Origin of the sequence: Bifidobacterium asteroides (assembly GCF_003202755.1) — a bacterium.
Lineage (GTDB): Bacteria > Actinomycetota > Actinomycetes > Actinomycetales > Bifidobacteriaceae > Bombiscardovia > Bombiscardovia asteroides_F.
In genome coordinates this window covers 202,812-225,742 of sequence record NZ_QGLK01000005.1, presented here as the reverse complement: position 1 = coordinate 225,742, position 22,931 = coordinate 202,812, and the positions used below count along the sequence as shown (strand labels likewise).

The window sequence follows — 22,931 nt, the reverse complement described above, 5'->3', positions numbered from 1 at the left end:
CTGAAGGTCACCGGGAGGTCGTTGATGGAAACAGGGATGTGCGGGTTGGGGTCTGATGGGTTCTGGCCCGAGGCTCTGCAGCGAGACCATGAGGGCATGCTGACCATGCACGGGTGCTCCATGGAGGATCTGGCCAAGCGTTACGGCACCCCCATGTATCTGATGGACACCGCGATGATGGCGGAACGGGCCTCGGCCTTCCGCCAGGCGGCTCTGCGAGACCTGGGCGGTGCGACCACCAGGGTCAGCTATGCGGGCAAGGCCTTCCTCAGCAAGGAGACTGTGCGGGTCATGCTGCGCCAGGGGCTGGATATCGATACCTGCTCCCTGGGCGAGATGCTGATTGCTCAGGCTGCCGGTGCCCCTGGCCGTCGTCTGGTCCTGCACGGCAACAACAAGTCCGACCAGGAGATCGACCTGGCTGTGAGGGAGGGCTACAGGGCCATCGTTATCGATGCGCCTGACGAGCCCGCGCGAATCGCTGCTGCTGCAAGGACACAGGGCCGTCGCGCCAAGGTCATGCTTCGGGTGACCGTGGGTGTGCACGCCGGCGGCCATGAATACATTTCCACTGCACACGAGGATCAGAAGTTCGGCATCCCCCTGTTGCCCCAGGGCACCGACGTGGGCCTGTTGGACCTGGGCACTGAGCCTGGATCCTCCGGACAGGCTGGGGCAGCGACTCCGGCGGTCACGAAGAATGACAGCTTTTTGGCTCCTGGCGATTCTGCGGTCTCCCCGTCGTCTTCGGCACTGTACTCGGCTGCCAACGGGCCTGCTGAACCTGCTGATCCTGCCCGGATCAAAGCCATGTCCGCCCTGGCTGACGGACCGGCCATCGCCCTGCTCAAGGAGATTCGTTCCTATGAGCGGGAACTGGAGCTGGTGGGCATCCATACCCATATCGGCTCTCAGATCCATGACTCTTCGGCCTTCATCGAGGCCGCCCGGCGAATGATGCTGCTGCGGCATACCTTCTGGGCCACCGACGGATACCTGATGCCTGAGGTTGATCTGGGGGGCGGCTTCTCCGTGCCCTACACTCCAGATGAGGATCGGATGGACCTGGACCAGACCCTGACCAGCCTGGGGGCTGACATGGCCGCCATCAACCGCCGCCTGGGCATGCCCATGCCGGTCATCGCCTTCGAGCCCGGCCGCTGGATCGTGGCCCCATGCGGCATGAGCCTGTACCGGGTGGGCACCGTCAAGCCCGTTCCCCTGTCTGACGGAAGTGTGCGCACCTACGTTTCGGTTGACGGCGGCATGAGTGACAACATTCGTCCGGCTCTGTATGGGGCCGAGTACACTGCCGTCCTTGCCAACAGACATGGCAGCGTGGACCGGATCCGGGCCCGTGTGGTGGGCAAGCACTGTGAATCAGGGGATATCCTGGTGCAGGATGTGCCTCTGCCTGCGGACATTCGCCGGGGTGATCTGCTTTTGGTACCAGTGACCGGCGCCTACGGACGGACCATGGCCAGCAACTACAACCAGGCTCTGATCCCCCCTGTGGTGGGCCTGGACCAGTCTGGTGCCCATCTGATGTTGCGGCGGCAGACCATGGATGATCTGCTGGCCTTGGACCAGGGGTGAGCCTTGTCCTAGGACGCAACCAGCCGCTGGAGTGGGTAGGAGTGTCGGATTGGCTTTCTAAGATGGAGCAACACTTGGTGACAGGCCCCGTTGGGGCGGATGGAGGACCATATGCCTGAACGCATGCAGCAGCAGGAGGCCGTCAGGCCCATCCGCGTAGCACTTCTGGGGGCCGGGACCGTGGGCTCCCAGACTGCCCGCCTCTTGGTGGAGCAGAGCCAGGATCTGGCCAGTCGAGTGGGCCGCCCCCTGCAGCTGGTAGGTATCGCCGTCCTCCATCCTGACAAGGTCAAGGCTGATTGGATTGATCCGTCCCTGCTGACCACAGACTCAGCCGACTTAGTCACTAAAGCGGATATCGTCATCGAACTGATCGGCGGGATCGAGCCGGCCCGTACCCTGCTGCTCAAGGCCATCGAGTCCGGCGCCAGCGTGGTCACCGCCAACAAGGCCTTGCTGGCCCAGCACGGTCCTGAGCTCTACCGGGCCGCCGAAGAACGGGGCGTCGACATCTACTTCGAAGCGGCTGTAGGCGGAGCCATCCCCATCGTGCGGCCCCTGCGCGAGTCCTTGGTGGGCGACGGCATCACCAGTCTGGTAGGCATCGTCAACGGGACCACCAATTACATTCTGGATGAGATGACCACCAAGGGTCTTCAATTCGATCAGGCCCTGCGCGATGCCCAGGCCAAAGGCTTCGCTGAGGCGGACCCCACTGCCGATGTGGACGGGCTGGATGCGGCAGCCAAGGCCGCCATCATGGCCACGCTGGCCTTCCACACCGATGTGCGCCTGGATGATGTCCCCGTGGAGGGCATCCGCGCCATCACCGCCGACGATATCGCGGCCGCACAGACCGAGCACCGGGTCATCAAGCTTCTGGCTGTGGCTGAACGCGGGGAGCAGGGAATCTCCGCCCGGGTCTACCCGGCGCTGATCCCCGACAGCCACCCTCTGGCCTCGGTCCATGGCAGCTTCAATGCGGTCTTCGTCACCGCCAAAGCCGCCGACGATCTCATGTTCTACGGCCGGGGTGCCGGCGGAGCGCCCACAGCATCAGCCGTTGTGGGGGATGTGGTCACCGAGGCACGCCACATCGTCCAGCATGGCATGGGTCCGGGAATCCCCATGTACGCCAACATCCCCATGGCCCCGCTTGATTCATCCCGGGCCGCCTTTGCTGTCCGCTTCCTGATCCACGACAAGCCTGGCGTGCTGGCGGCCATCGCCCAGGTCTTTTCCGAGGCGGGCATTTCCATCAACGGAGTCAACCAGGACATCAAGCCCACCCTGCATGACCCGGGCTACAGCGGCGAAATTCAGCAGCTGCGCGTGGTCACCCATCTGTGCGACGAGGTGACCCTGCGGCGGGTGGTCGAGCGGATCTCCACCTTCGACTCGGTCACCGGGCAGGCCTCCATCCTGCGCGTATTCGATCGGCAGGCCCAGTGATGACCACTGCCATAGAGGGTCCATCTACTGTCCGGGTGCGTGTGCCAGCCACCAGCGCCAACCTGGGTTCGGGTTTCGATGCAGTCGGTCTGGCGCTGAACTACCATGACGAGATCGTCTTCACCCGTTCCGTTGACCCGGGTGACACCACCGCCTATGTCGTCATCAAAGGCGAGGGAGAGCGGACCCTGCCCCGAGACGAGACCCACCTGGTTGTTTCCGCATTCCGGCGGGCCTGCCAGGTCTTTGGACTGCCACGGTTCGGCTTCATCATGAGAGCCGTCAATCGTATCCCCCAGGCCAGGGGGTTGGGATCCAGCGCTGAGGCCATCGTGGCCGGGATTGCGGCTGCTGCTGCCTTCGCCCACGCCGGTCCCTTGCGCCGTGATGCCGTATTTGCACTGGCTGCCCAGATCGAGGGGCATCCCGACAACGTGGCGCCTGCCGTTTACGGGGGACTGACCGTCTCCTATGATTTGGCCACTGGCGAGGGGGTGGGTTCCCTGCCAATAGCCGGGGGCGCGCCCTTGGAAGGCGGCTACCACACCCTGCGCTACAAGGTGGACCCGGCCATCAAGGCCACGGTTTTCATTCCCGGCGCCCATCTGTCCACGCAGAAGGCCCGACAGGCCCTGCCCAACAGGGTGCCTTATGCGGATGCCGTCCACAACCTTTCTCGGGCGGCCCTGATTCCCGGCGCTCTGAACCCAGGGTCACTGGATGACCTGGGGGCCGAGACGATCGGGCAGGCTGCCGAAGCTAACTCCTTGCTCTTTGTAGCTACCCAGGACCGACTCCATCAGCCATACCGGGCCGGGCTCATGCCGTCCTCCACCAAGCTCCTGCAGCTCCTGCGCCGTCAGGGCTATGCGGCGGCGGTCTCAGGGGCTGGACCCTGCATTATCGTCCTGCACTATGGGGATGCCGAAAATGAGCTGCGAACCCTTGCCAAGGATTATCTGGATTCCGGTCGCTGGCGGATCCTGTCCTTGGACGTGGACTGCCGGGGGGTCCAGGTGGAACGGGACCAGGAAGGCAATCGTGAACACTGAAGACAGGCATATCCCGCTGATCCTGGCATCATCCTCTCCATCCAGGCGACGTCTTCTGGTCCAGGCCGGCATTGACCCCATCATTCGACCCTCAAAGGTTGATGAGCCGGCTGTGCTTGCGGAACGGGCCCGTAAACTGGGTTGTCGCCTGGATGACCTGGATGTGCGCGAACGGGTCAGTGTCTTGGCTGAGGCCAAGGCTTCGGCTGTTCAAGCGACCTTGGATGCCGTCAAGGATGCCGAAAGACGATCCCGGGGCGATCTGGTCACGTTCAGGCCTCTGAGCCAGGGTAATTCGGGTGCATCCTCCCGGGATCCCATGAGCCAGGTCATTGGGGCCTGGGGCGGGATGATCGACGCCGGGCGCGGGCCCCTCCTGTTGGGGTGTGACTCGCTGTTCAGCATGGACGGGGCCGTCATGGGCAAGCCTCACAAGCCAGACCGGGCTATGGAGCGGTTGATGGCCATGCGTGGCCAAACAGGTACCCTGGTCACCGGTCACTGTCTGATCGATCTGGCCACCGGACGAAAGGCCCGGGCGGTCAGCAGCGCTCAAGTGACCTTCGGAGACTACGACCGGGCCTCCATGCAGGCCTATGTAGCCACAGGCGAACCCCTGGAGGTGGCTGGATCCTTCACCTTGGAGGGATTAGGCAGCGCCTTCATCCAGGGCATCGAGGGTGATCCCAGTGGAGTGATGGGATTGAGTATGCCCACTCTGCGCGCCCTGGCCCAGGAGTTGGGCGTCTCCTGGCCTGACCTGTGGGCCGAACGAGTCATGCCCGAGCGTCAGCAGACCGCCAGATCGACGCACGGCCCTGAGGGACTGGTCGCTCCCGTGGAGAACGTCCATCAGCCTGGCGACGGGTGGGTGGACTGCGCCTGCGGCAAGCGGCACTGGGGGCTCAACGGGGCTGCCGGCGTTTTGTTGGTCCGGCGTGATGCCCGTACAGGTGTGCCGGTCAGTGTGCTTCTGCAGCATCGGGCCCGCTGGAGCGCTGAGGGCGGCACCTGGGGTGTGCCGGGCGGCGCCATATCCGACGGGGAAAATCCCTTGGAAGGCGGCCTGCGCGAGAGCTATGAGGAGGCCAACATCCGTCCGGAGGACATTCAGGTGGTGGGTTCCTACTTGGAGGACCACGGCCCCTGGGGTTACACGACCATACTGGCCTTCGAGCGTCCCGGCCACCAAGTCGATCCCCGCATGAATGACGATGAGAGCATTGCCCTGGAATGGGTGGACCTGGGCAAGGTCGCGGACCTGCCCCTTCTGAAGGCTTTCGGACAGGATTGGCCGCACTTCCGGCAACGCCTGGAGGCTTTGGCGGCCGAAGGCTGAGCAAAAGGCCTGCCTGGGTGCATCAGCTCAGGAGCAGAGCGACCAGGGCGATGACCACGGGCGAGCTGATTGTGCTCAGCAGGATGCCGTCCCTGGCGAAGGTGGTTCCCACTTCGTAGCGGGCGGCGTAGTTGTAGACGTTCTGGCCGGTAGGCAGAGCCGCCAGAACCACGCATCCGTACAGTTCAGCTCCGCTGAAGCCCATCATGAACCGGGCCAGCAGGTAGGCGATTACAGGCATGACCAGATTCTTCAGGATGACCGCGCACAGGGTGGCACGACGGTTGGTGCCCTGGCCCATGGGCCGCGAACCCCGCAGGGACATGCCAAAGGCCATGAGGATCATGGGCACGGCCGACTGCCCGATCATGTCGATGGGCTTGTAGACGAAGTCAGGGATGACGAAATGGCCGGCCTGGGCGCTGATGGCCGATATCACTATGCCGCCTATGGAGCCGATGAGGATCGGCTGCTTCAGAGGCTGTTTGAGGATGGTCTTGACCGAAAGCTTGCCAGAGGTGGTCGCGTCCAGAACGGTCAGCCCGATTGGGGTGAAGAGGGCCTGTTGCATGACCAGGATAGGGGCCACCAGTGTGGGATTGCCCAGAATATAGGTGGCCACAGGCAGCCCGATGTTATTGGAGTTCAAATAAAGAGAGTCGAGAGCGCCGATGGTGGCTTCGGCGGCCTGCAAGTGGAAGCTGGTCGCATTCAGGGCCACGAAGAGCAGACCCACGGCCGCCGCCGACAGGAAGGCCACGATGATGCTGGGGTGGAAGATTACTGACAGCTTCTGCTTGGAGAGGATGGCGAACATCAGGCAGGGCGTTGACACAAAGAATGAGTACTTGTTCAGTACCAGCTGGGCTGTGGGACCGCCTACATGGAAGCGGGCGGCCACATAGCCCACGGCGATGACCACGCCGATGATGAAGAACCCCTCCATGGCGCTGAGCAGTCCAGGCACTCCGGCATCCTCCTCGTCTCGCATGGTGGACGGCGGCCTCCCAGGCGGAGTGCCACCGCTTCCGTCGCCCCCATTGTGCCACCAGGACCTCATGCTTGCGGCTGCAGGTCCATCTGCGATTCCCGGCCCGCTAGCATGGCACTATGACCAAGAACACGCAGACCGATATTGATCTTCTCGCCGGCGCCCGAGGGGCTGAACCCGCCCAGGCCCTGGCAAGGATACTGGAGTCCATGACCGCCCTGAACTCGGTCAGCGGCCAGGAGGGCGCCCTGGCTGATGCCGTCCAGAGGGCCCTGTCGTCAAGGGCTGACCTCTTGGTCCGACGGTTGGGCGACACGGTCGTGGCCTCCACCCAGCTGGGCCGTCCCCACCGCATCGTCCTTGCCGGTCATCTGGACACCGTGCCCGTGGATGGGAACCTCCCCCCGCGCTGGCTGGAGCCCGGCGACCCGGACATCCGCGCCGACCTGGCCGCCGCCCACCCTGGATCCCGGGTGCTGTACGGCAGGGGCTCCGCCGACATGAAGGCCTCGGATGCCGTCTTTCTTCACCTGGCGCTCACCCTGCAGGAGCCGGTCTATGACCTGACCTTCGTCTTCTACGACCATGAGGAGGTCCAGGCCGACCTGAACGGGCTGGGCCGGGTGGTGGCCGCCCACCCCGACTGGGTGCAAGGCGATTTCGCCATCATCGGCGAGCCAACCGACTGCACCATCGAGGCCGGCTGCAATGGAACCATGCGCTTCGACCTGATCACCCACGGCACGGCGGCCCACTCCGCCCGGGCCTGGATGGGTAGCAATGCCATCCACGCGGCCGCGCCCATTCTGGATCGGCTGGAGCAGTACCGTCCGGCCACGGTGCGGGTTGACGGCCTGGACTATCGGGAGGGGCTCAACGCCACCATGATCGAGGGCGGCCTGGGCACCAACGTCATTCCCGACCGCTGCCGGGTGCATGTCAACTACCGGTTCGCTCCCGACAAGAGCCTGGCCCAGGCCAAGGAGCTGATGATGGGGCAGGGGACAGGTGCAGAGCTGGGCAATGGCGAGCACATAGCCCTGGGCGGGGTCTTCCAGGGATTCTCGGTGCGCATGTGCGATGAATCGCCCGCGGCCCGTCCGGGTCTGGATTCGCCATGGGCGCGTTCGCTGGCGGACCTGGTTGCCCAGACCACGGGTCAGCGGCCTCGCGCCAAGCTGGGATGGACTGATGTGGCGCGGTTTTCAGCCCTTGGCCTACCAGCCGTCAATCTGGGCGCGGGGGACCCCCTGCTGGCCCATAAGGCCGATGAACAGGTGCCCCTGGATGACCTGGTCCGGTTGGAAGCAATACTGGTCGAGTGGCTCAATGGACCAGATGGCCGCTGAACTGTGACATACTAGATGACGGTGGTTCTGCCTGACCACTTGCAGCGTAGGCGTTGATCCCCCCGGACGGAGACCCAGTGATCCGTGCGGGCGTCGGTGTCCGCCTGCGTCAGGAAGACTTTTTGCCAAGGCGTTTCGATCGGGCGTACGCAGGTGCGCGGTTGCAGTGAGAGTGCAGCGTGAGGACGGATCGGGACCGTGAGAGCGGCGCGAGGCGGCGTGCCGCAAGGAGCATTGTGCCCGAAAATACGAATGAGGATACCCAGGAGAATAGGCCCGCCATCAGTGATGGGCAGGGGCGGCAGGTTGAAGAGACTACAAGTCCCGGTACTCGTCGCCGCTCTGGACGGCGTGTGGTCAGGGTGGCCGGCGCGGCCGGTGCCGACGTGCCCGTGAAGGTCGAGGCCGAGAAGCGCAAGACCTCCCGCAAGGCTAAGGAGGAGGACGACGAGTCCAAGCCCTCCTCCACCACCCGTCGCCGCCGCACTCGCAAGTCCAAGGAGGATCAGGCTGCCGATCAGAGCGCGCAGGACCACTCCAGCCAAGATGCTCAGGGGGATGAGAGCGAGTCCAAGCCAACCAGGACGACTACTCGTCGTCGCAGCCGTACTACTGCCCGCCGACGCACCGAGGAGCATGCCCAGGAGGGCGAACCTGATCAAGACCGTCAGGAACGTGCCCTTGAGGCTGTGGAGGCTCTGACATCGGGGCTCAGCCAGAGGACAGACCGGAAGGCTGAGGAGCAGGACGAGCGTCCGCGTGCCGCCCGCACCGCCCGTCCCCGTCCTATGACGTCGTTGCTCTTCCAGGAGCCCGTTATACCCGTCTCCAGGCCTGAGCAGAATGAGCGCGACGAACGGGATGAGGAGGACGAGGATACCGAACAGTCATCCAAGCCCTCCCGCCGAAGCAAATCCAGGAGCACCTCGGAGGGCGGTTCACGCCGTTCCCGCAGGCTCAATGCCGAGGAGCGCAGGGCCGCCGACGAGGTGGAGCGCATCGAGGAGGATCTGGATCACGAGGGCATCACCTTCGTGGTCGACGAGGACCAGGAGCAGGACGAGGATCAGCAGGAGTCCGGTACCCGTACCCCTCGCCGCCGCCGTGCCAAGAGCGATGACGAGGACTCTGAGAAGTCCGTTTCCACCCGTCGCCGCCGTCGCGGGCACGAGCAGGAGAAGGACAAGGATGACGAGGACGAGGCCCCGCTGACCCGTCGTCGCCGCCGTCGCAGGGGTTCCAAGTCCGCTGAAGGCGAGTCCGAGGAGTCCGGCGCACGCCGTTCGCGCAAGCAGCAATATATTGACGAAATCACCGACGTGGAGGGTTCCACCCGCCTGGAGGCCAAAAAGCAGCGTCGGCGGGACAACCGCCGCGAACGCTCACGTCAGTCTCAACTAGTCGAGCAGGACTTCCTGGCCCGCCGTGAAAACGTCAACCGCCTGATGGTAGTGCGCGAGAAGGAGCACCACACCCAGATTTCGGTCATCGAGGACGATATCCTGGTCGAGCACTACGTCTCCGACATCCAGGAGGTCTCCACCGTAGGCAACATCTACCTGGGAAGAGTTCAGAACGTCCTGCCCAGCATGGAGGCCGCCTTCGTGGACATCGGCCAGGCCCGCAACGGCGTGCTCTATGCCGGCGAGGTCAACTGGGACTCCACCCGTCTGGAGGGCCAGCCCCGCCGGATCGAGCTGGCTTTCAAGTCCGGCGACCCTGTGTTGGTCCAGGTCACCAAGGATCCCATTGGCCACAAGGGCGCACGGCTGACCTCGCAGGTCACGCTGGCCGGCCGTTTCCTGGTCCTGGTGCCTTCGGGCGGCATGACTGGCGTCAGTCGCAAGCTGCCCGACCGCGAGCGTTCCCGCCTCAAGAGCATCGTCTCCAAGGTGGCCCCCAAGGACATGGGCGTCATCATCCGAACCGCGGCTGAGGGGGCCAGCGAGGAGGCCCTGACCAAGGACCTGGAGAACCTGCAGCGTCAGTGGAGCCAGATCGAGGACAAGCGCAAGGAGTTCCTGCACGGCAAGCGTCCCAAGCTTCTGCAGGGCGAGCCGGACGTGGCAATCCGCGTGGTTCGAGACATCTTCAACGACGACTTCGCCAAGCTGGTGGTCCAGGGCGAGGGGGTCTACGAGAGGGTCCGCAACTACCTGGAGACCATGGCCCCCGACCTGGAGGAGAAACTTGAGCACTGGGACCCGGCCGAGCACCAGGGCAAGGATGTTTTCGATCGCTGGAGCATCGACAGCCAACTGCGCAAGGGCATGGAGCGCCAGGTCTACCTGCCCTCCGGCGGCTCCCTGGTCATCGACCGCACCGAGGCTATGACCACCATCGACGTGAACACGGGCCGCTTCATCGGCAAGGGCAAGTCGCTGGAGGAGACGGTGACCCGTTGCAACCTGGAGGCTTCCGAGGAGATCGCCCGCCAGCTGCGCCTGCGCGACATCGGCGGCATGATCATGATCGACTACGTGGATATGGTCATGCCGGCCAATCGCGACCTGGTCCTGCGCCGCTTGGTCGAGTGCCTGGCCCGGGACCGCACCAAGCACCAGGTGGCCGAGGTCACCTCCCTGGGTCTGGTGCAGATGACCCGCAAGCGGGTGGGCCAGGGTCTGGTCGAGGCCTTCTCCGAGGAATGCCCCACCTGCCATGGCCGTGGCTTCATCCTCCACGACAAGCCGACCATCTCAGCCTCTTACGCTGACCCATACGCAGTCAAGGGAGGCGACCCCTTCGTCAAGACCAACAAGCATGGGCATGGCTCCTCTTCCAAGGAGACCTTGTCCACAGGCTCGACTCCTGCAGTCAAGGCCAAGCTGGCCAGGATCGCTGCGGCGGCCCAGGCGGCGTCGGACGAGGATGATGCCCAGGCTGAGACGGCGGATGTCGCCAAGGAGTCATAAACTGAATTCGTTTTGTCGGCGGAGCAGGCACATTTGACGACGCGGTGTGTTTGCTTCTATACTGGTTAGCTGGTGTCTGGACGGGTCCGTCAATCGCATGGCGAGACCCGGATGCCGGGCGCATACAGCTTTGGACAACAGGCAAGGTAGGGCTATGTACGCGATTGTGAAGGCCGGAGGCCATCAGGAGAAGGTCGAGGTCGGTGACCAGATCACGGTCAACCGTCTGGCTGCCAGGAAGGGCGAGTCGGTCGAGTTTCCGGTCGCGCTGGTCGTCGATGGATCCAAGGTGACCATGGCCGCCAAGGATCTGGCAAAGATCTCCGTTAAGGGCGAGGTTGTGGACGACGAGGCCAAGGGCCCCAAGATCAACATCCAGAAGTTCAAGAACAAGACCGGCGTGGCGCGCCGCAAGGGCCACCGCCAGAAGCAGACCGTGGTCAAGATCACGGCCATCGCCTGAGGGCCTAGGTCGAGGTAGGAAAGGAACCAGACATGGCACATAAGAAGGGTGCGTCCAGCTCACGCAACGGGCGCGATTCGAATGCACAGTACCTGGGCGTCAAGAAGTTCGGCGGCGAGGCCGTAGTGGCCGGCAACATCATCGTTCGCCAGCGTGGCACCAAGTTCCATCCTGGCCAGAACGTCGGCCTGGGCAAGGACCACACCCTCTTCGCCCTGACGGACGGAACCGTTCGGTTCGCCAATCGGCGTGACCGCAAGGTCGTTGACGTGCTTACCGCCTGATTGCCCTTTATCGGCATCAGCCAAGGCCATCCCTGTCGTGGGGGTGGCCTTTTTGCATATGTATGAAGATGCAGGGCATTCAGCTCTCAGGGGCCGCATGTCAGGCCGGATTGAGTACCATGGGCCCCTATGAGCGCATTTGTGGATCAGGTCACCGTCCATGTCAAGGGTGGCGACGGCGGCAATGGGGCGTCCTCCATCCGCCGCGAGAAGTACAAGCCCCTGGCCGGGCCTGATGGAGGCGACGGCGGCCAGGGCGGTTCGGTCATTCTTCAGGCCGATGCCAACGCCACCAGCCTGCTGGACTACCGCTTCCTGCCGCACCGCCAGGCCGAATCAGGCACCATGGGTCTGGGCGGCGACAAGGACGGCAGCCGTGGCCAGGATTTGATTTTGCCGGTGCCTGTGGGCACCGTGGTCTTCACCGCCAAAGGGGGCCAAGGCGAGCGCAAGCAGCCTGGTGAGCGACTGGCCGACCTGGCCCACGTGGGAGACCGGTTCGTTGCAGCTCAAGGCGGCGTGGGCGGCCTGGGCAACCGCTCCCTGGCCACCAAGGCCAGGCGGGCTCCTGGCTTCGCACTGCTCGGGGACCCCGGGCAGGAGCGCGACCTGGTACTGGAGCTCAAATCCATCGCCGACGTGGCCCTGGTGGGTTTCCCTAGCGCGGGCAAGTCCAGCCTGGTGGCGGCCATGAGCGCGGCCCGGCCCAAGATCGCCGACTATCCATTCACTACCCTGGTGCCCAACCTGGGCGTGGTCCAGGCAGGGGAAAGCCGCTTTACTATGGCCGATGTGCCAGGGCTGATTCCAGGAGCCTCCCAGGGCAAGGGTCTTGGGCTGGAGTTTCTGCGGCATATCGAGCGCACCGAGATTATCGCCCATGTCATCGATTGCGCCACCTTGGAGCCTGATCGGGACCCCATGAGCGACTACCGGGCCCTGGAGGAGGAGCTTTCCCATTATGCCGACCGCCTGGAGCTTCCGCTGGGAGTCATCCCCATGGCCGAGCGGCCCAGGGTGATCATCCTCAACAAGGCTGACCTGCCGGAGGCCCGCGAACTGGCCGAATTCGTTAGGCCTGACTTCGAGGCCCTGGGTCTCAAGGTCTTTGTGGTCTCCACAGCCTCGCATCAGGGACTTAAGGAACTGGGTTACTACTTGGCCGGTCTGGTGCACCGCCTGCGCGGGCAGCTGCGTCAGCAGGAAGAGGCCAGGCAGGAGGAACGCGTGGTCATCCGCCCCCTGGAGCGGCGGCGCAGGAACGGCGACCAGTCCGGGGACTTCACCCTTGAGCGGCATCAGACCAGGTCCGGACAGACCTGGTTCAGGGTCTGCGGAGCCAAGCCCGAGCGCTGGGTTCGCCAGACCAACTTCGACAACGAAGAAGCCGTGGGCTATCTGGCTGACTGCCTGGCCCGGATGGGCGTAGAAGATGCCCTGCGCAAAGCCGGAGCCAGACCTGGGGACGAGGTCCGCATCGGTCCTGGCGACGATGCAGTGGCCTTCGACTGGGATCCGAGTGTGACGGCCGGCGCCGAAATGCTGGACGGCACCCCCCAGGTGGCTCGGGGTCGTGACCTGCGCCTGGAGGAGAGCCAGGGGCTCAACCGTCGCCGCACCAACAGCGAACGCCGCCGCCAGTATCATCAGATGATGGATGCCCGGCAGGCGGTGCGACAGGTCATGGAGCAGGAGCGGCGGCAGGGACACTGGGCAGACCCCTCTGTGGACGACGATCCCCACGACAGGCGGGGCCTGCTGGGGCACGGGGATACGGACACCGCCAGTTCGGAGGAGGCTGGACAATGACCGAACGGGAAGGATCTGATGAGGCTGAGATCCGCTCCCGGGTGGCTCAGGCCCGTACCATGGTGGTCAAGGTAGGATCCAGCTCCCTGACCGATCCCCATGGGCACTTGGACCTTGGCCGTCTGCGTTCGCTGGTGGGCGCCCTGGCCTCGGCTGCCGTGAATGGCGCTCGCCTGGTCCTCGTCACCTCCGGGGCCATCGCAGCTGGTTTTGGCACCCTGGGATTCAACGAACGCCCTGATGACGTGGCCACCCAGCAGGCTACGGCCTCAGTGGGCCAGGGTCTGCTCATGGCTCAGTACGAGACCGCCTTCGCCCGTTATGGCCTACGGGTTGGCCAGATCCTGATCACCGCTCGTGACACAACCCATGCTGTCCAGTACCGCAACGCCCGGCGCACCCTCTGCCGTCTGTTGGATCTGGGGGTCATCCCCATCGTCAATGAGAACGATGCACTGGCCAGCAACGAGATCCGTTTCGGCGACAACGACCATCTTTCAGCCCTGATTGCAAACATTGTCAGCGCCGATGCCCTGGTCTTGCTGACCGATGTGGATGCCCTCTACACCGAACCTCCGTCCCAGCCAGGGGCCCGCAGAATCGGCTTCGTGCCGGACGTGGCGGCCATTATGGACCAGGTGGATGCCCAGGGGTCTGTTTCCGGGCTGGGGACCGGGGGTATGTCCACCAAGCTGGAGGCGGCGCGGATTGCTGCGGCCTCCGGCATGCCCGTGGTCTTGACCCGCGCCGATCTTGCAGGTCCTGCTCTGGCCGGCGACCGGGTGGGCACCCTCTTCGCCCCCATCCGTCCGCGGGGCTCCTCGCACCGGCTCTGGATCAAGTTCGCATCCCGTCCCAGGGGCGGTTATCTGGTGGATCAGGGGGCCGTCAAAGCTCTGCGCGGTGGTCGAGCCAGCCTGCTGGCAGCTGGTGCCAGATCGGTCCAGGGTGAGTTCTCGGCGGGGGATCCGGTCTGGATCCATGATGAGTCTGGTAACCAAGTGGCGAAGGGCCTGTCCGGCTACGATTCCGAGGAGGCTCAGGACATGCTGGGCCTGACCTCCAAGGAGCTCCGCCGCCAACTGGGCGCTCACTATGCCCACCCGCTGGTGCATCGGGACTCTCTGGTCCTGGTCTGAGCGCAGCCCTGGGGGTGGCGGGCGGTAGCATGAAAGCATGACTATGGCGCAATGGCAGACCCTGAGCAGACGCATAGATGCGGTGGCCCCCAGTGCCACTCTGGCCGTGGATTCGAAAGCCAAGGCCATGAAGGCCCAGGGCATGAATGTGATCAGCTTTGGTGCCGGCGAACCCAACTTTCCCACGCCTGACCACATCGTGCAGGCGGCGGCCCGCGCCTGCCTGGATCCGCGCAACCACCGCTATACGCCCACGGCGGGTCTGCCCCAACTTAAGCAGGCCATCGCCGACAAGACCCTGCGCGACTCGGGTTACCAGATCGACCCGGATCAGGTGGTGGTTACCAACGGTGGCAAGCAGGCCGTCTATGAGACTTTCCAGATCCTGTTGAATCCTGGCGATGAGGTCATCATCCCCGCACCCTACTGGACCAGTTATCCACAGATGGTTCTGCTGGCTGGCGGCCGGCCGGTCCCGGTGCTCAGCGGAGCCGACCAGGGCTATATCCCCAGCCTGGAGCAGCTGGAGGCGGCCCGGACCGAGCGCACGCGCGCCATCATTCTCAACGTGCCCGCCAACCCAACCGGGACGGTCTGGGACGACGACCTGGTGGCAGCCGTGGGCCGTTGGGCTGTGGAGCACCAGATCTGGGTGATCAGCGACGAGATCTACGAGCATTTGACCTACCAGGGGGCGCACACCCCTTATCCGGGCGCTCTGGTGCCCCAGGTGCGAGATCAGCTGATTGTGGTCAACGGTGTGGCCAAGACCTATGCCATGACTGGCTGGCGAGTGGGCTGGCTGATTGCCCCCCTGCCGGTGGCCAAGACGGCTGCCAAGCTTCAGGGACATATGACTTCCAACGTGGCCAACGTCTCTCAGCAGGCGGCCCTGGCGGCCCTGACCGGCGGTTTGGAGGACGTGGAGGCCATGCGGTCGGCCTTCGCCCTGCGTCGGCGTGCCATCGTGGATGCCCTGAACGCCATGCAGGGTGTGACCTGCCCTGAACCCCTGGGTGCCTTCTATGCCTTTGCCGATGTGTCCGGTCTGCTGAATCGGCCAGTGGGTCCACAAGGTACGGTCTGTGCTACCTCGAGTGAGCTGGCCGAGGTCATTCTGGAGCAGATCCAGGTGGCGGCCGTGCCAGGCGAGGCCTTCGGCGCGCCCGGCTGCCTGCGCTTCTCCTATGCGCTGGCCGATGACGACCTGGCCGAGGGCATGCGGCGCCTTGGGGACTGGATCAGCGCCTGATCCGGCTCCTGAGCGAAATGCTATGGTGGCAACACGGTTGGACGCAATCCATCCTTTAGGCTAGACTTGCCATTTGGCGGTTTTTCCTCCCTGTCGAGTAGGCTGGTGGGAAGTTCCGATAGGGAAGTGGCGCAATTGGTAGCGCAACGGTCTCCAAAACCGTAGGTTGTGGGTTCGAGTCCCGCCTTCCCTGCCAAGGCTTGCAGCAGATAATGCAGAACAAACGAAGGATGGATGACCATGGCACAGAAGGATGGGGCTGAGGAAGCCAAGCCGAACTTCTTCATGCGTATCGGGCTTTTCATCAAGCAGGTCATCGATGAGATCCGCAAGGTTGTGACCCCCACGGGCAAGGAACTGGTGGGCTGGTCCGTGGCCGTCTTCATCTTTGTGTTGCTGCTGATGATCTTCGTGACTGCGATGGACTTCGGGCTGGGCAAACTAGCCCTCCTGATATTCGGCTGAGCCGTGACAAGGTAGAAGGTGGAGTGATCCATGAGTGATGATCTGACCAGAGAGGGACTGGACCCCGATCAGGCAACTGAGTCGGTCCCGTCGGCATCCGTCGACGCCCCCGCGCAGGAGGATGCCCAGGTCCAGGATCAGCAGCTCGGAACCTCTCCGGAGCAGGCTGAGCAGGCCGAGGACACCCAGGTCGATTCTTCCGATTCTGACGACCAGACCGACCAGGAGGATCCGGGTCAGCGTGCCGTGGACGAGTTCTCCAAGAAGCTGCGCACACTCGAGGGTAAGTGGTACGTTCTGCACACTTACTCCGGCTACGAGAAGCGCGTCAAGGCCAACGTGGAGTCCCGCGTGGCTTCCTTCGGCTTGGAGGACAAGGTCTTCCAGGTGGAGATTCCCATGGAGGAGGTCGAAAAGCACACCGACAAGGGTAAGAAGGTCGTCACCCGCGTGCGTGTGCCCGGCTATGTGCTGATTCGCATGTGGCCAGATGAGAACGCCCGCCGCATCATCCGCGACACCGAGGGCGTCACCGGGTTCGTCGGTCCCAGCAAGGAGCCGGCTCCGCTGACCCGCAAGGAGGTCGTCCAGATGATGGCCCCCATGATCGCTTCCGAAGCCCTGAAGGCCGCTGGTGACAAACCCGAGGCCGCCAAGAAGCGCACCGTGGAGGTCTCCTACGCCGTCGGCGATCAGGTCACCGTCACCGAAGGACCTTTCGCCACCATGGCTGCCGTGGTCTCCGATGTGGAGCCCACCACGCAGAAGCTGACCGTTCTGGTCTCCATCTTCGGCAGGGACACCCCCGTGGAACTGGGCTTCGACCAGGTCGAAAAGATCGTTTGAGCGCCGTCGGCCGGTCCCCGGTCGATGCGATAATCGTCAAGCTTGTGCTCCCCTGTGGAGCGCATTTGGAAAGAACAGGTTGCGGGAGGGGACCTATGGTCTCCGACATCACCGCTTCGTAGAAAGAAGAACCAGCATATGGCTGCAAAGAAGAAAGTCACCGCGCTGATCAAGGTGCAGATAGAGGCCGGCAAGGCCAACCCCGCGCCCCCGCTGGGCCCCGCACTGGGTTCCCATGGCGTGAACATCATGGACTTCTGCAAGCAGTACAACGATGCCACCAAGGACAAGATGGGCCAGGTCATTCCCTGCATCATCACTGTCTACGAGGATCGTTCCTTCACATTCATCACCAAGACCCCGCCGGCAGCCGACTTGCTGCGCAAGGCGGCCGGCGTCTCCAAAGGTGCCGGCAACCCGCTGACCACCAAGGTGGGATCCGTCACCAAGGCCCAGGTCCGCGAGATCGCCCAGACCAAGATGGAGGATCTGTCGGCCCGTGACGTCGAGGCCGGGATGAAGATCATCGAAGGCACCGCCCGTTCCATGGGCATCACCGTCACCGACTGAAATTTTTGTTGTGAGCGGTAGGGCATACGCTTGCCCGCACCGCGACTGCTGATAGGAGAAGCAGATGACCAAGCGTTCCAAGAAGTATCGCGAGGCGGCCGAGAAGGTCGATCGCACCAACCTGTACACCCCCGAGGAGGGCATCGCCCTGCTCAAGAGCATGCCCAAGCGCGGGTTTGACGAGACCGTGGAGGCCGTCTACCGCCTGAACGTGGATCCCCGCAAGGCCGACCAGCTGGTCCGCGGCACTGTCAGCCTGCCCAACGGCACCGGCAAGACCGTGCGCGTCCTGGTCTTCGCCCGTGGCCCTCAGGCGACTGCAGCCGCCGAGGCCGGAGCCGACGAGGTGGGCGACGACGAGCTGGTGACCAAGGTCGCCGGCGGCTACCTGGACTTCGATGCCGTGGTGGCCACCCCCGATATGATGGGCAAGGTTGGCCGTCTGGGCCGCGTGCTGGGTCCCCGTGGCCTCATGCCCAACCCCAAGACCGGCACCGTGACCATGGATGTGGCCAAGGCGGTCACCGAGATCAAGGCTGGACGTATCGAGTTCCGTGTGGACAAGAACGGCAACCTGAGCTTCCCTGTGGGCAAGGTCTCCTTCGAACAGCAGGCTCTGGAGGAGAACTTCCACGCGGTTGACGAGGAGATCAAGCGTCTGAAGCCGGCCACGGTCAAGGGCCGCTACATCACCAAGGCCACCGTCACCACCACCATGGGCCCGGGCGTTCCTCTGGACATCGCGGTGCTCTGAATTTCTTCCGTATAATTAGTTGAGGGCGAGAAGCGCGATTGCTTCTCGCCTTTTCTATAATGGCGATAAAGTGAATTGACAGTAGGGGGAGTAGATAATCTCGTGGGCGCGGATTCAAAAACAAGCAGCACTGGAGTGCCTCTTCCGAGTGATTATCAATATAGTGAAAGCTCAAAGAAAGCAAGCTTTACTGTCGAGGAACGCAAGGAACAAATACTTGACGCTGCAACACACATCATAGGAAAGAATGGCTTCTGGGGCTTTACAGTGCGTCAAGTAGCCGAAGCCTGCAATCTGACTGAGCCTGCCATTCTTTATCACTTCAAAAACAAGGAAAAACTACTGGTAGCCGTACTATCGCGCAGGGACGATATTGACCTGCACAATATGGCATCGGAGTTACACGTTGGGTTGGATCGGCTATGGGCCGATCCTACAGAATTCGGACTATGGGATCTCTGCTTGGCTGCTGTGCAGAAGAACTCGAAGCAGCCTGAGATAGTACGTCTGTACACCATCATGCAGGGGGAGTCGCTCAACTCGGAGCATCCAGCCTATGCCTACTTCCAGAATCGAGAACGATGGGCTACCAGTCTTTTTGCTAGGGCAGCAAAGCATGATGGGTACGATGACCCAGCTCGCATAGCCCAACTCGTTCTTTCTGAAATGGATGGGATGCAGATACGCTGGTTGAGGGATTTGGGACATTTCGATCTGGTGGAATCCTGGAAAGCGTTTAGAGAACGCTTCGCATGAGAACAAACTGATCATTGCTACAAGAAGTTAGAAGCCGCGAAGGCTTCGAAGCTGATATCACTTATATAATTAGTTGATTTGACAAACAACACTGACAATCATATATTGATAGCACTTATTGTTAACTACATAGTTAATGATAGGCAATCACAAAATTACGATTTCGAAGACGAGGTCATGATGCAGACGAAAGACGAAACTGCAAGGAAAACACCGTTCGAATTAGCGGTAGAGCGTATCAAGGATGGTGCTGATTCGGAACATGAGGCAAAGAAGCTTTATGCTCAGCTGACTGAGGAAGAGAGTCTTGATCTGCTGGATGGGGATACCCCATTCTGGCCAGGGATGCTCAGTTTTATCAAGGATGGGTATAACTACCGCCCTTACGTACACGGGCAAAATGACCGATTAGGCATTCCAGGCATCCGCTTCATAGATGGTCCGCGCGGCTGTGTCCGTGGGGAGGGCACAGCCTTTCCCGTATCTATGGCACGTGGTGCCACTTGGGATGTGGCTCTTGAGGAACGGGTGGGGGTAGCGATCGGCGAGGAAGTTCGTGAAGAAGGCGGCAACTTTTACGGTGGAGTCTGTATCAACCTCCCAAGGCATCCGGCATGGGGTAGGGCGCAAGAGACCTATTCCGATCAACCAATCATTCTCGGCAGAATGGGGGCCGCTCTGGCCAAGGGTGTACAGCATAATGCTATGGCCTGCATGAAGCATTTTGCATGCAATTCAATGGAGAATGCGCGCTTCAGCGTTGATGTCAGTGTTGACGAAGCGACTTTCAACGAAGTGTATCTACCTCATTTCAAATATGTTGCCCAACATGGCATCTATGCGGTCATGAGCTCCTACAATTCCATAAATGGAGAATGGGGAGGCCAAAACCGCTACAACCTAATCCAAGTTCTTCGGGACGAGTGGAACTTTAAAGGACTGACTGTTTCGGATTTCATTTGGGGATTACGCGATCCGATTGCGTCAATCACCCATGGTCTTGATATAGAAGAACCTTTCTCCCAGCAGCGACATGAAAAAGTGCAACAGGCCTTGAGAGAGGGGAGGCTCTCTTGGGGCGATATCCGGCGTTCAGGGGTACGCATATTGGAAAATCAGCTCAGATTCTATGCTCAGCGCTGGAGTGATGAGCCTAAGAATACCCTTGCCTCCGATCCACACACACAGCTGGCTCGCGAGGTTGAAGACAGAGCTGTCGTTCTCTTGAAAAACGATCAGGTAGAAGGTGAAACGGTTCTGCCGCTCCTTCCGCAAAAGACGAGGAAGATCGCCGTCTTTGGCAGACTCGCAGATATCGCCAACACTGGAGACCATGGTTCTTCCGATGTGCATGCACCCTATGTGGTGACAGTCCTGCAGGGGCTGCAGGACGCCTATGGCAAGGAGAAAATTGATTACCTTTCTGGCGGTTCTGATGAGGATGTTGCTGCCTGTGCAGCAGGTGCAGATGCTGCAGTGGTTGTGGTGGGATACACTGCTGCCGATGAGGGGGAATTCGTGGATGGTTCTATAGCCGACCGCGATGATTTGTTGGCATTATATCCGGAGCCTCATGATGAGAATGAAGAAAAAATTCGTGATGAGGTTCTTAAAGCTATGGGTAGCGGAGCCAGTGTCGTTGGCACTGGAACCACTGGTGGTGATAGACGTGATCTGCATCTTCATAAGGATGATGTAAATCTTATAGCTCAGGTTTCAAGGTATAACCCGAGGACCGTTGTGGTCGTTGTCAGCGCTGGTGCTGTACTCATGGAGGACTGGGTGGATCAGATTCCTTGTCTGCTGCTTGGGTGGTATTCCGGTATGGAAGGCGGGCACGGAATTGCAGACATCATCACTGGTAAAGCGAATCCTTCAGGACACCTTCCCTATCCGATTCCGGCGTCTGAAGATGACTTGCCTGATTTGAATATTGATGCCACAGAGATTACCTATGACCGTTACTATGGGCAGCGTCTCATTCAGCATAAAGGGTCGAAAGCATTGTTCCCCTTGGGATATGGGCTCTCGTACACAACATGGCAGGTAGCAAGAATCACGAGCCGTTCGGCTGACACGGTTGCAGGGACGGGATGCGTCGAAGTTGAAGTGGAAAATACCGGCGACCGGGATGGCTGGTGTGTTGTCCAGATTTACGGTAGTCAGACCGAGGGTGACCGTGCAGATGAGCGTGAACTTTTGGGCTTCTCGACTGTGCAAGTACCTGCTCATGCGGGCAAGACGATCTTGGTTGATACTGACTATACTGCGTTGGGTCGTTGGAATGCGCATACACGCAAAGTTGATGCCCCTCATGGATTGATTCGCTTGGAAGCCTCTTTATACTGGGGCGATCCAGATAGCGCTAATGCTGAGGTAACTCTATGAGCACAGTTGCTAAAAAAGCCTGGAGCGGTACTGTCACTGATGAGGAGCAGCCAAAACCTCCCTACCGTGTAGGAGTGGCTCTTGCCTTGGTTTCTTTCCTATGGATTGGACCCTATCTTGGTGTGCAGGCTGTGCTGCTGCCATCGAAAGTAGCAGTGATAGCTCCATCTTCCAAGGAAAGCGTCATTGCCATTCTTTCGACGAGTGCAATGATTGTGGCGGCTCTGGCCAATATTGTCTTCGGTGCTCTTTCAGACTTGACTCGGAGTCGATGGGGCAGGCGAACGCCTTGGATAGTTTTTGGCTCCATTGCTTGTGCTGTGATGCTGATAGTTGTCAATATGGCTAATACGGTTGTTTTACTTGTGCTTGCCTGGTGCATCTATCAGCTGTTCTTGAATGCCATCGTTGCACCTTCAATTGCCATTCTGTCTGATATGACAGCACCAAGGAATAGAGGCGTAATTACATCCATATATGCCCTTGGATACTCGATCGGGCTGTATGGCGGGCAGATCATTGGTGCACAGTTCCTTAATAAAGTAACTGCCGGCTTTATTGTTATGGCTTTGCTGACATTGATTGCCGGACCGGTTGGAGCCCTTGGGATGCGTGAGCAGTCTAGTCTAGATATGCCTAAATCCAGGTTCGACATGCATATGGTTATTGACCATTTTTCCTTTCCTGTGCACCATGCCAGGGATTACTACTTGGCCTTGTGCGGCAAATTCCTGATCGTCTCAGCGAATTTCGCCATATCAGGGTATCAGCTTTACATTCTGACTGATTATATGAAGCAGGATTCGAGCCAAACATCTCGGCTTGTGTCGATGATCTCTCTGTGTTTGATGGTGACTGCAATCGTCATGTCAGCCGTAGCCGGGCCTATCGCGGATCGGATTCAGCGACGTAAGTTGCCTGTTGTCATCGCTTCTCTTTTCATAGCCGTTGGCGCTTTTATCCCCTTCCTTGATAACCATCCATGGACGATGATTGCTTACGGTGTCATAGGTGGCATCGGAATGGGAACCTACAATGCAGTTGATCAAGCGCTCAACATTGAAGTGCTTCCCAATCCAGATTCTGCTGCGAAGGACTTAGGTATTCTGAATTTGGCTAATACAGGTGGTCAGGTTCTCGGACCAGTTCTCTCTGCGACATTAATTTCTGCTTTCGGATATCAGGCGATATTCCCTGCATCAACAGTATGTGCGCTAGGAGGTGCGATTCTGGTGGGTCTGATTAAGTCGGTCAAGTAATATCAGGCCGTTATATAGCGAAGTCTGCAAAGTCAGCCAGGATTGATAATTTTGGTTTTCTTTGCAGGCTTTTCCTGTTTGGTATTCAAATTTATTGAGTTGCTATGCGTTGTTTGCTAATCACTAGGTATGTTTGATGTTTTGTCTGAAAGGTTACGAGTATTAGCGCAGCAATCATGCATTCAAAAGAGCAAAAGAAGCACAGGAATGCTTGCTGCGCAGTAGATAAGTGACTTTCTTTTCGCTAGCAGA

19 protein-coding genes and 1 tRNA gene are annotated in these 22,931 nt (G+C 60.9%); 19 read left to right on the top strand and 1 reads right to left on the bottom strand.

Annotated features, from left to right (window positions below; all coding sequences use genetic code 11):
• The first annotated feature begins 24 nt into the window (after nt 1-24).
• The 4 genes from DKK74_RS07310 to DKK74_RS07295 all read left to right on the top strand — a co-directional run bounded on the left by DKK74_RS07310 (nt 25) and on the right by DKK74_RS07295 (nt 5,439).
• On the top strand, nt 25-1,596 hold the full coding sequence (locus DKK74_RS07310) for a diaminopimelate decarboxylase family protein (protein ID WP_110413453.1): 1,572 nt from the start codon (nt 25-27) through the stop codon (nt 1,594-1,596).
• 111 nt (nt 1,597-1,707) lie between these two features.
• Nucleotides 1,708-3,048, top strand: a complete 1,341-nt coding sequence (locus tag DKK74_RS07305) for a homoserine dehydrogenase (protein ID WP_181414956.1) — start codon at nt 1,708-1,710, stop codon at nt 3,046-3,048.
• A complete protein-coding gene (gene thrB, locus DKK74_RS07300) occupies nt 3,048-4,100 on the top strand; it encodes a homoserine kinase (protein WP_110413452.1) in 1,053 nt (350 codons plus the stop codon). Before DKK74_RS07305 ends, thrB begins: the two co-directional genes overlap by 1 nt.
• Nucleotides 4,090-5,439, top strand: coding sequence for a Maf family nucleotide pyrophosphatase (locus DKK74_RS07295; RefSeq protein WP_110413451.1), 1,350 nt, complete (start codon nt 4,090-4,092; stop codon nt 5,437-5,439). The genes thrB and DKK74_RS07295 overlap by 11 nt, the downstream gene beginning before the upstream one ends.
• Before the next feature lie 22 nt (nt 5,440-5,461).
• On the opposite strand, the gene DKK74_RS07290 is transcribed toward DKK74_RS07295, so the two are convergent.
• On the bottom strand, nt 5,462-6,406 hold the full coding sequence (locus DKK74_RS07290) for an AEC family transporter (protein WP_110413671.1): 945 nt from the start codon (nt 6,404-6,406) through the stop codon (nt 5,462-5,464).
• Nucleotides 6,407-6,549: 143 nt separating this feature from the next.
• Between DKK74_RS07290 and dapE the strand changes: the two genes are divergently transcribed.
• The 15 genes from dapE to DKK74_RS07215 all read left to right on the top strand — a co-directional run bounded on the left by dapE (nt 6,550) and on the right by DKK74_RS07215 (nt 22,679).
• Nucleotides 6,550-7,779 (top strand): succinyl-diaminopimelate desuccinylase, encoded by a 1,230-nt coding sequence (dapE, locus tag DKK74_RS07285; protein WP_110413450.1) that lies wholly within the window; start codon nt 6,550-6,552, stop codon nt 7,777-7,779.
• Nucleotides 7,780-8,015: 236 nt separating this feature from the next.
• A complete protein-coding gene (locus DKK74_RS07280; protein WP_110413449.1) occupies nt 8,016-10,694 on the top strand; it encodes an Rne/Rng family ribonuclease in 2,679 nt (892 codons plus the stop codon).
• Nucleotides 10,695-10,848: 154 nt separating this feature from the next.
• On the top strand, nt 10,849-11,157 hold the full coding sequence (gene rplU / locus DKK74_RS07275; RefSeq protein WP_024626855.1) for a 50S ribosomal protein L21: 309 nt from the start codon (nt 10,849-10,851) through the stop codon (nt 11,155-11,157).
• Between the two features lie 32 nt (nt 11,158-11,189).
• Nucleotides 11,190-11,441 (top strand): 50S ribosomal protein L27, encoded by a 252-nt coding sequence (rpmA, locus tag DKK74_RS07270; RefSeq protein ID WP_015022457.1) that lies wholly within the window; start codon nt 11,190-11,192, stop codon nt 11,439-11,441.
• A 129-nt stretch (nt 11,442-11,570) separates the two neighbouring features.
• Nucleotides 11,571-13,250: a GTPase ObgE gene (obgE, locus tag DKK74_RS07265; RefSeq protein WP_110413448.1), complete on the top strand. Its 1,680-nt coding sequence runs from the start codon at nt 11,571-11,573 to the stop codon at nt 13,248-13,250.
• On the top strand, nt 13,247-14,389 hold the full coding sequence (proB, locus tag DKK74_RS07260; protein ID WP_110413447.1) for a glutamate 5-kinase: 1,143 nt from the start codon (nt 13,247-13,249) through the stop codon (nt 14,387-14,389). The genes obgE and proB overlap by 4 nt, the downstream gene beginning before the upstream one ends.
• A gap of 43 nt (nt 14,390-14,432) precedes the next feature.
• Nucleotides 14,433-15,641: a pyridoxal phosphate-dependent aminotransferase gene (locus DKK74_RS07255; protein ID WP_181414979.1), complete on the top strand. Its 1,209-nt coding sequence runs from the start codon at nt 14,433-14,435 to the stop codon at nt 15,639-15,641.
• 120 nt (nt 15,642-15,761) lie between these two features.
• Nucleotides 15,762-15,837 (top strand) — tRNA-Trp (locus DKK74_RS07250).
• A gap of 44 nt (nt 15,838-15,881) precedes the next feature.
• Nucleotides 15,882-16,106: a preprotein translocase subunit SecE gene (gene secE / locus DKK74_RS07245; protein ID WP_046323894.1), complete on the top strand. Its 225-nt coding sequence runs from the start codon at nt 15,882-15,884 to the stop codon at nt 16,104-16,106.
• Between the two features lie 30 nt (nt 16,107-16,136).
• Nucleotides 16,137-16,952 carry a transcription termination/antitermination protein NusG gene (gene nusG / locus DKK74_RS07240; RefSeq protein WP_110413445.1) on the top strand — a complete coding sequence of 272 codons (816 nt, stop codon included), beginning with the start codon at nt 16,137-16,139 and terminating at the stop codon, nt 16,950-16,952.
• A gap of 138 nt (nt 16,953-17,090) precedes the next feature.
• A complete protein-coding gene (rplK, locus tag DKK74_RS07235; protein WP_015022451.1) occupies nt 17,091-17,522 on the top strand; it encodes a 50S ribosomal protein L11 in 432 nt (143 codons plus the stop codon).
• A 64-nt stretch (nt 17,523-17,586) separates the two neighbouring features.
• Complete coding sequence (gene rplA / locus DKK74_RS07230) at nt 17,587-18,276, top strand: 50S ribosomal protein L1 (RefSeq protein WP_015022450.1); 690 nt, start codon at nt 17,587-17,589, stop codon at nt 18,274-18,276.
• Between the two features lie 102 nt (nt 18,277-18,378).
• Entirely contained in the window at nt 18,379-19,032 is a 654-nt protein-coding gene (locus DKK74_RS07225; RefSeq protein ID WP_181414955.1) for a TetR/AcrR family transcriptional regulator, read from the top strand.
• A gap of 177 nt (nt 19,033-19,209) precedes the next feature.
• Nucleotides 19,210-21,420 carry a glycoside hydrolase family 3 protein gene (locus tag DKK74_RS07220; protein WP_258334490.1) on the top strand — a complete coding sequence of 737 codons (2,211 nt, stop codon included), beginning with the start codon at nt 19,210-19,212 and terminating at the stop codon, nt 21,418-21,420.
• Nucleotides 21,417-22,679, top strand: coding sequence for an MFS transporter (locus DKK74_RS07215; protein WP_110413443.1), 1,263 nt, complete (start codon nt 21,417-21,419; stop codon nt 22,677-22,679). Before DKK74_RS07220 ends, DKK74_RS07215 begins: the two co-directional genes overlap by 4 nt.
• The last annotated feature ends 252 nt before the right edge of the window (nt 22,680-22,931 follow it).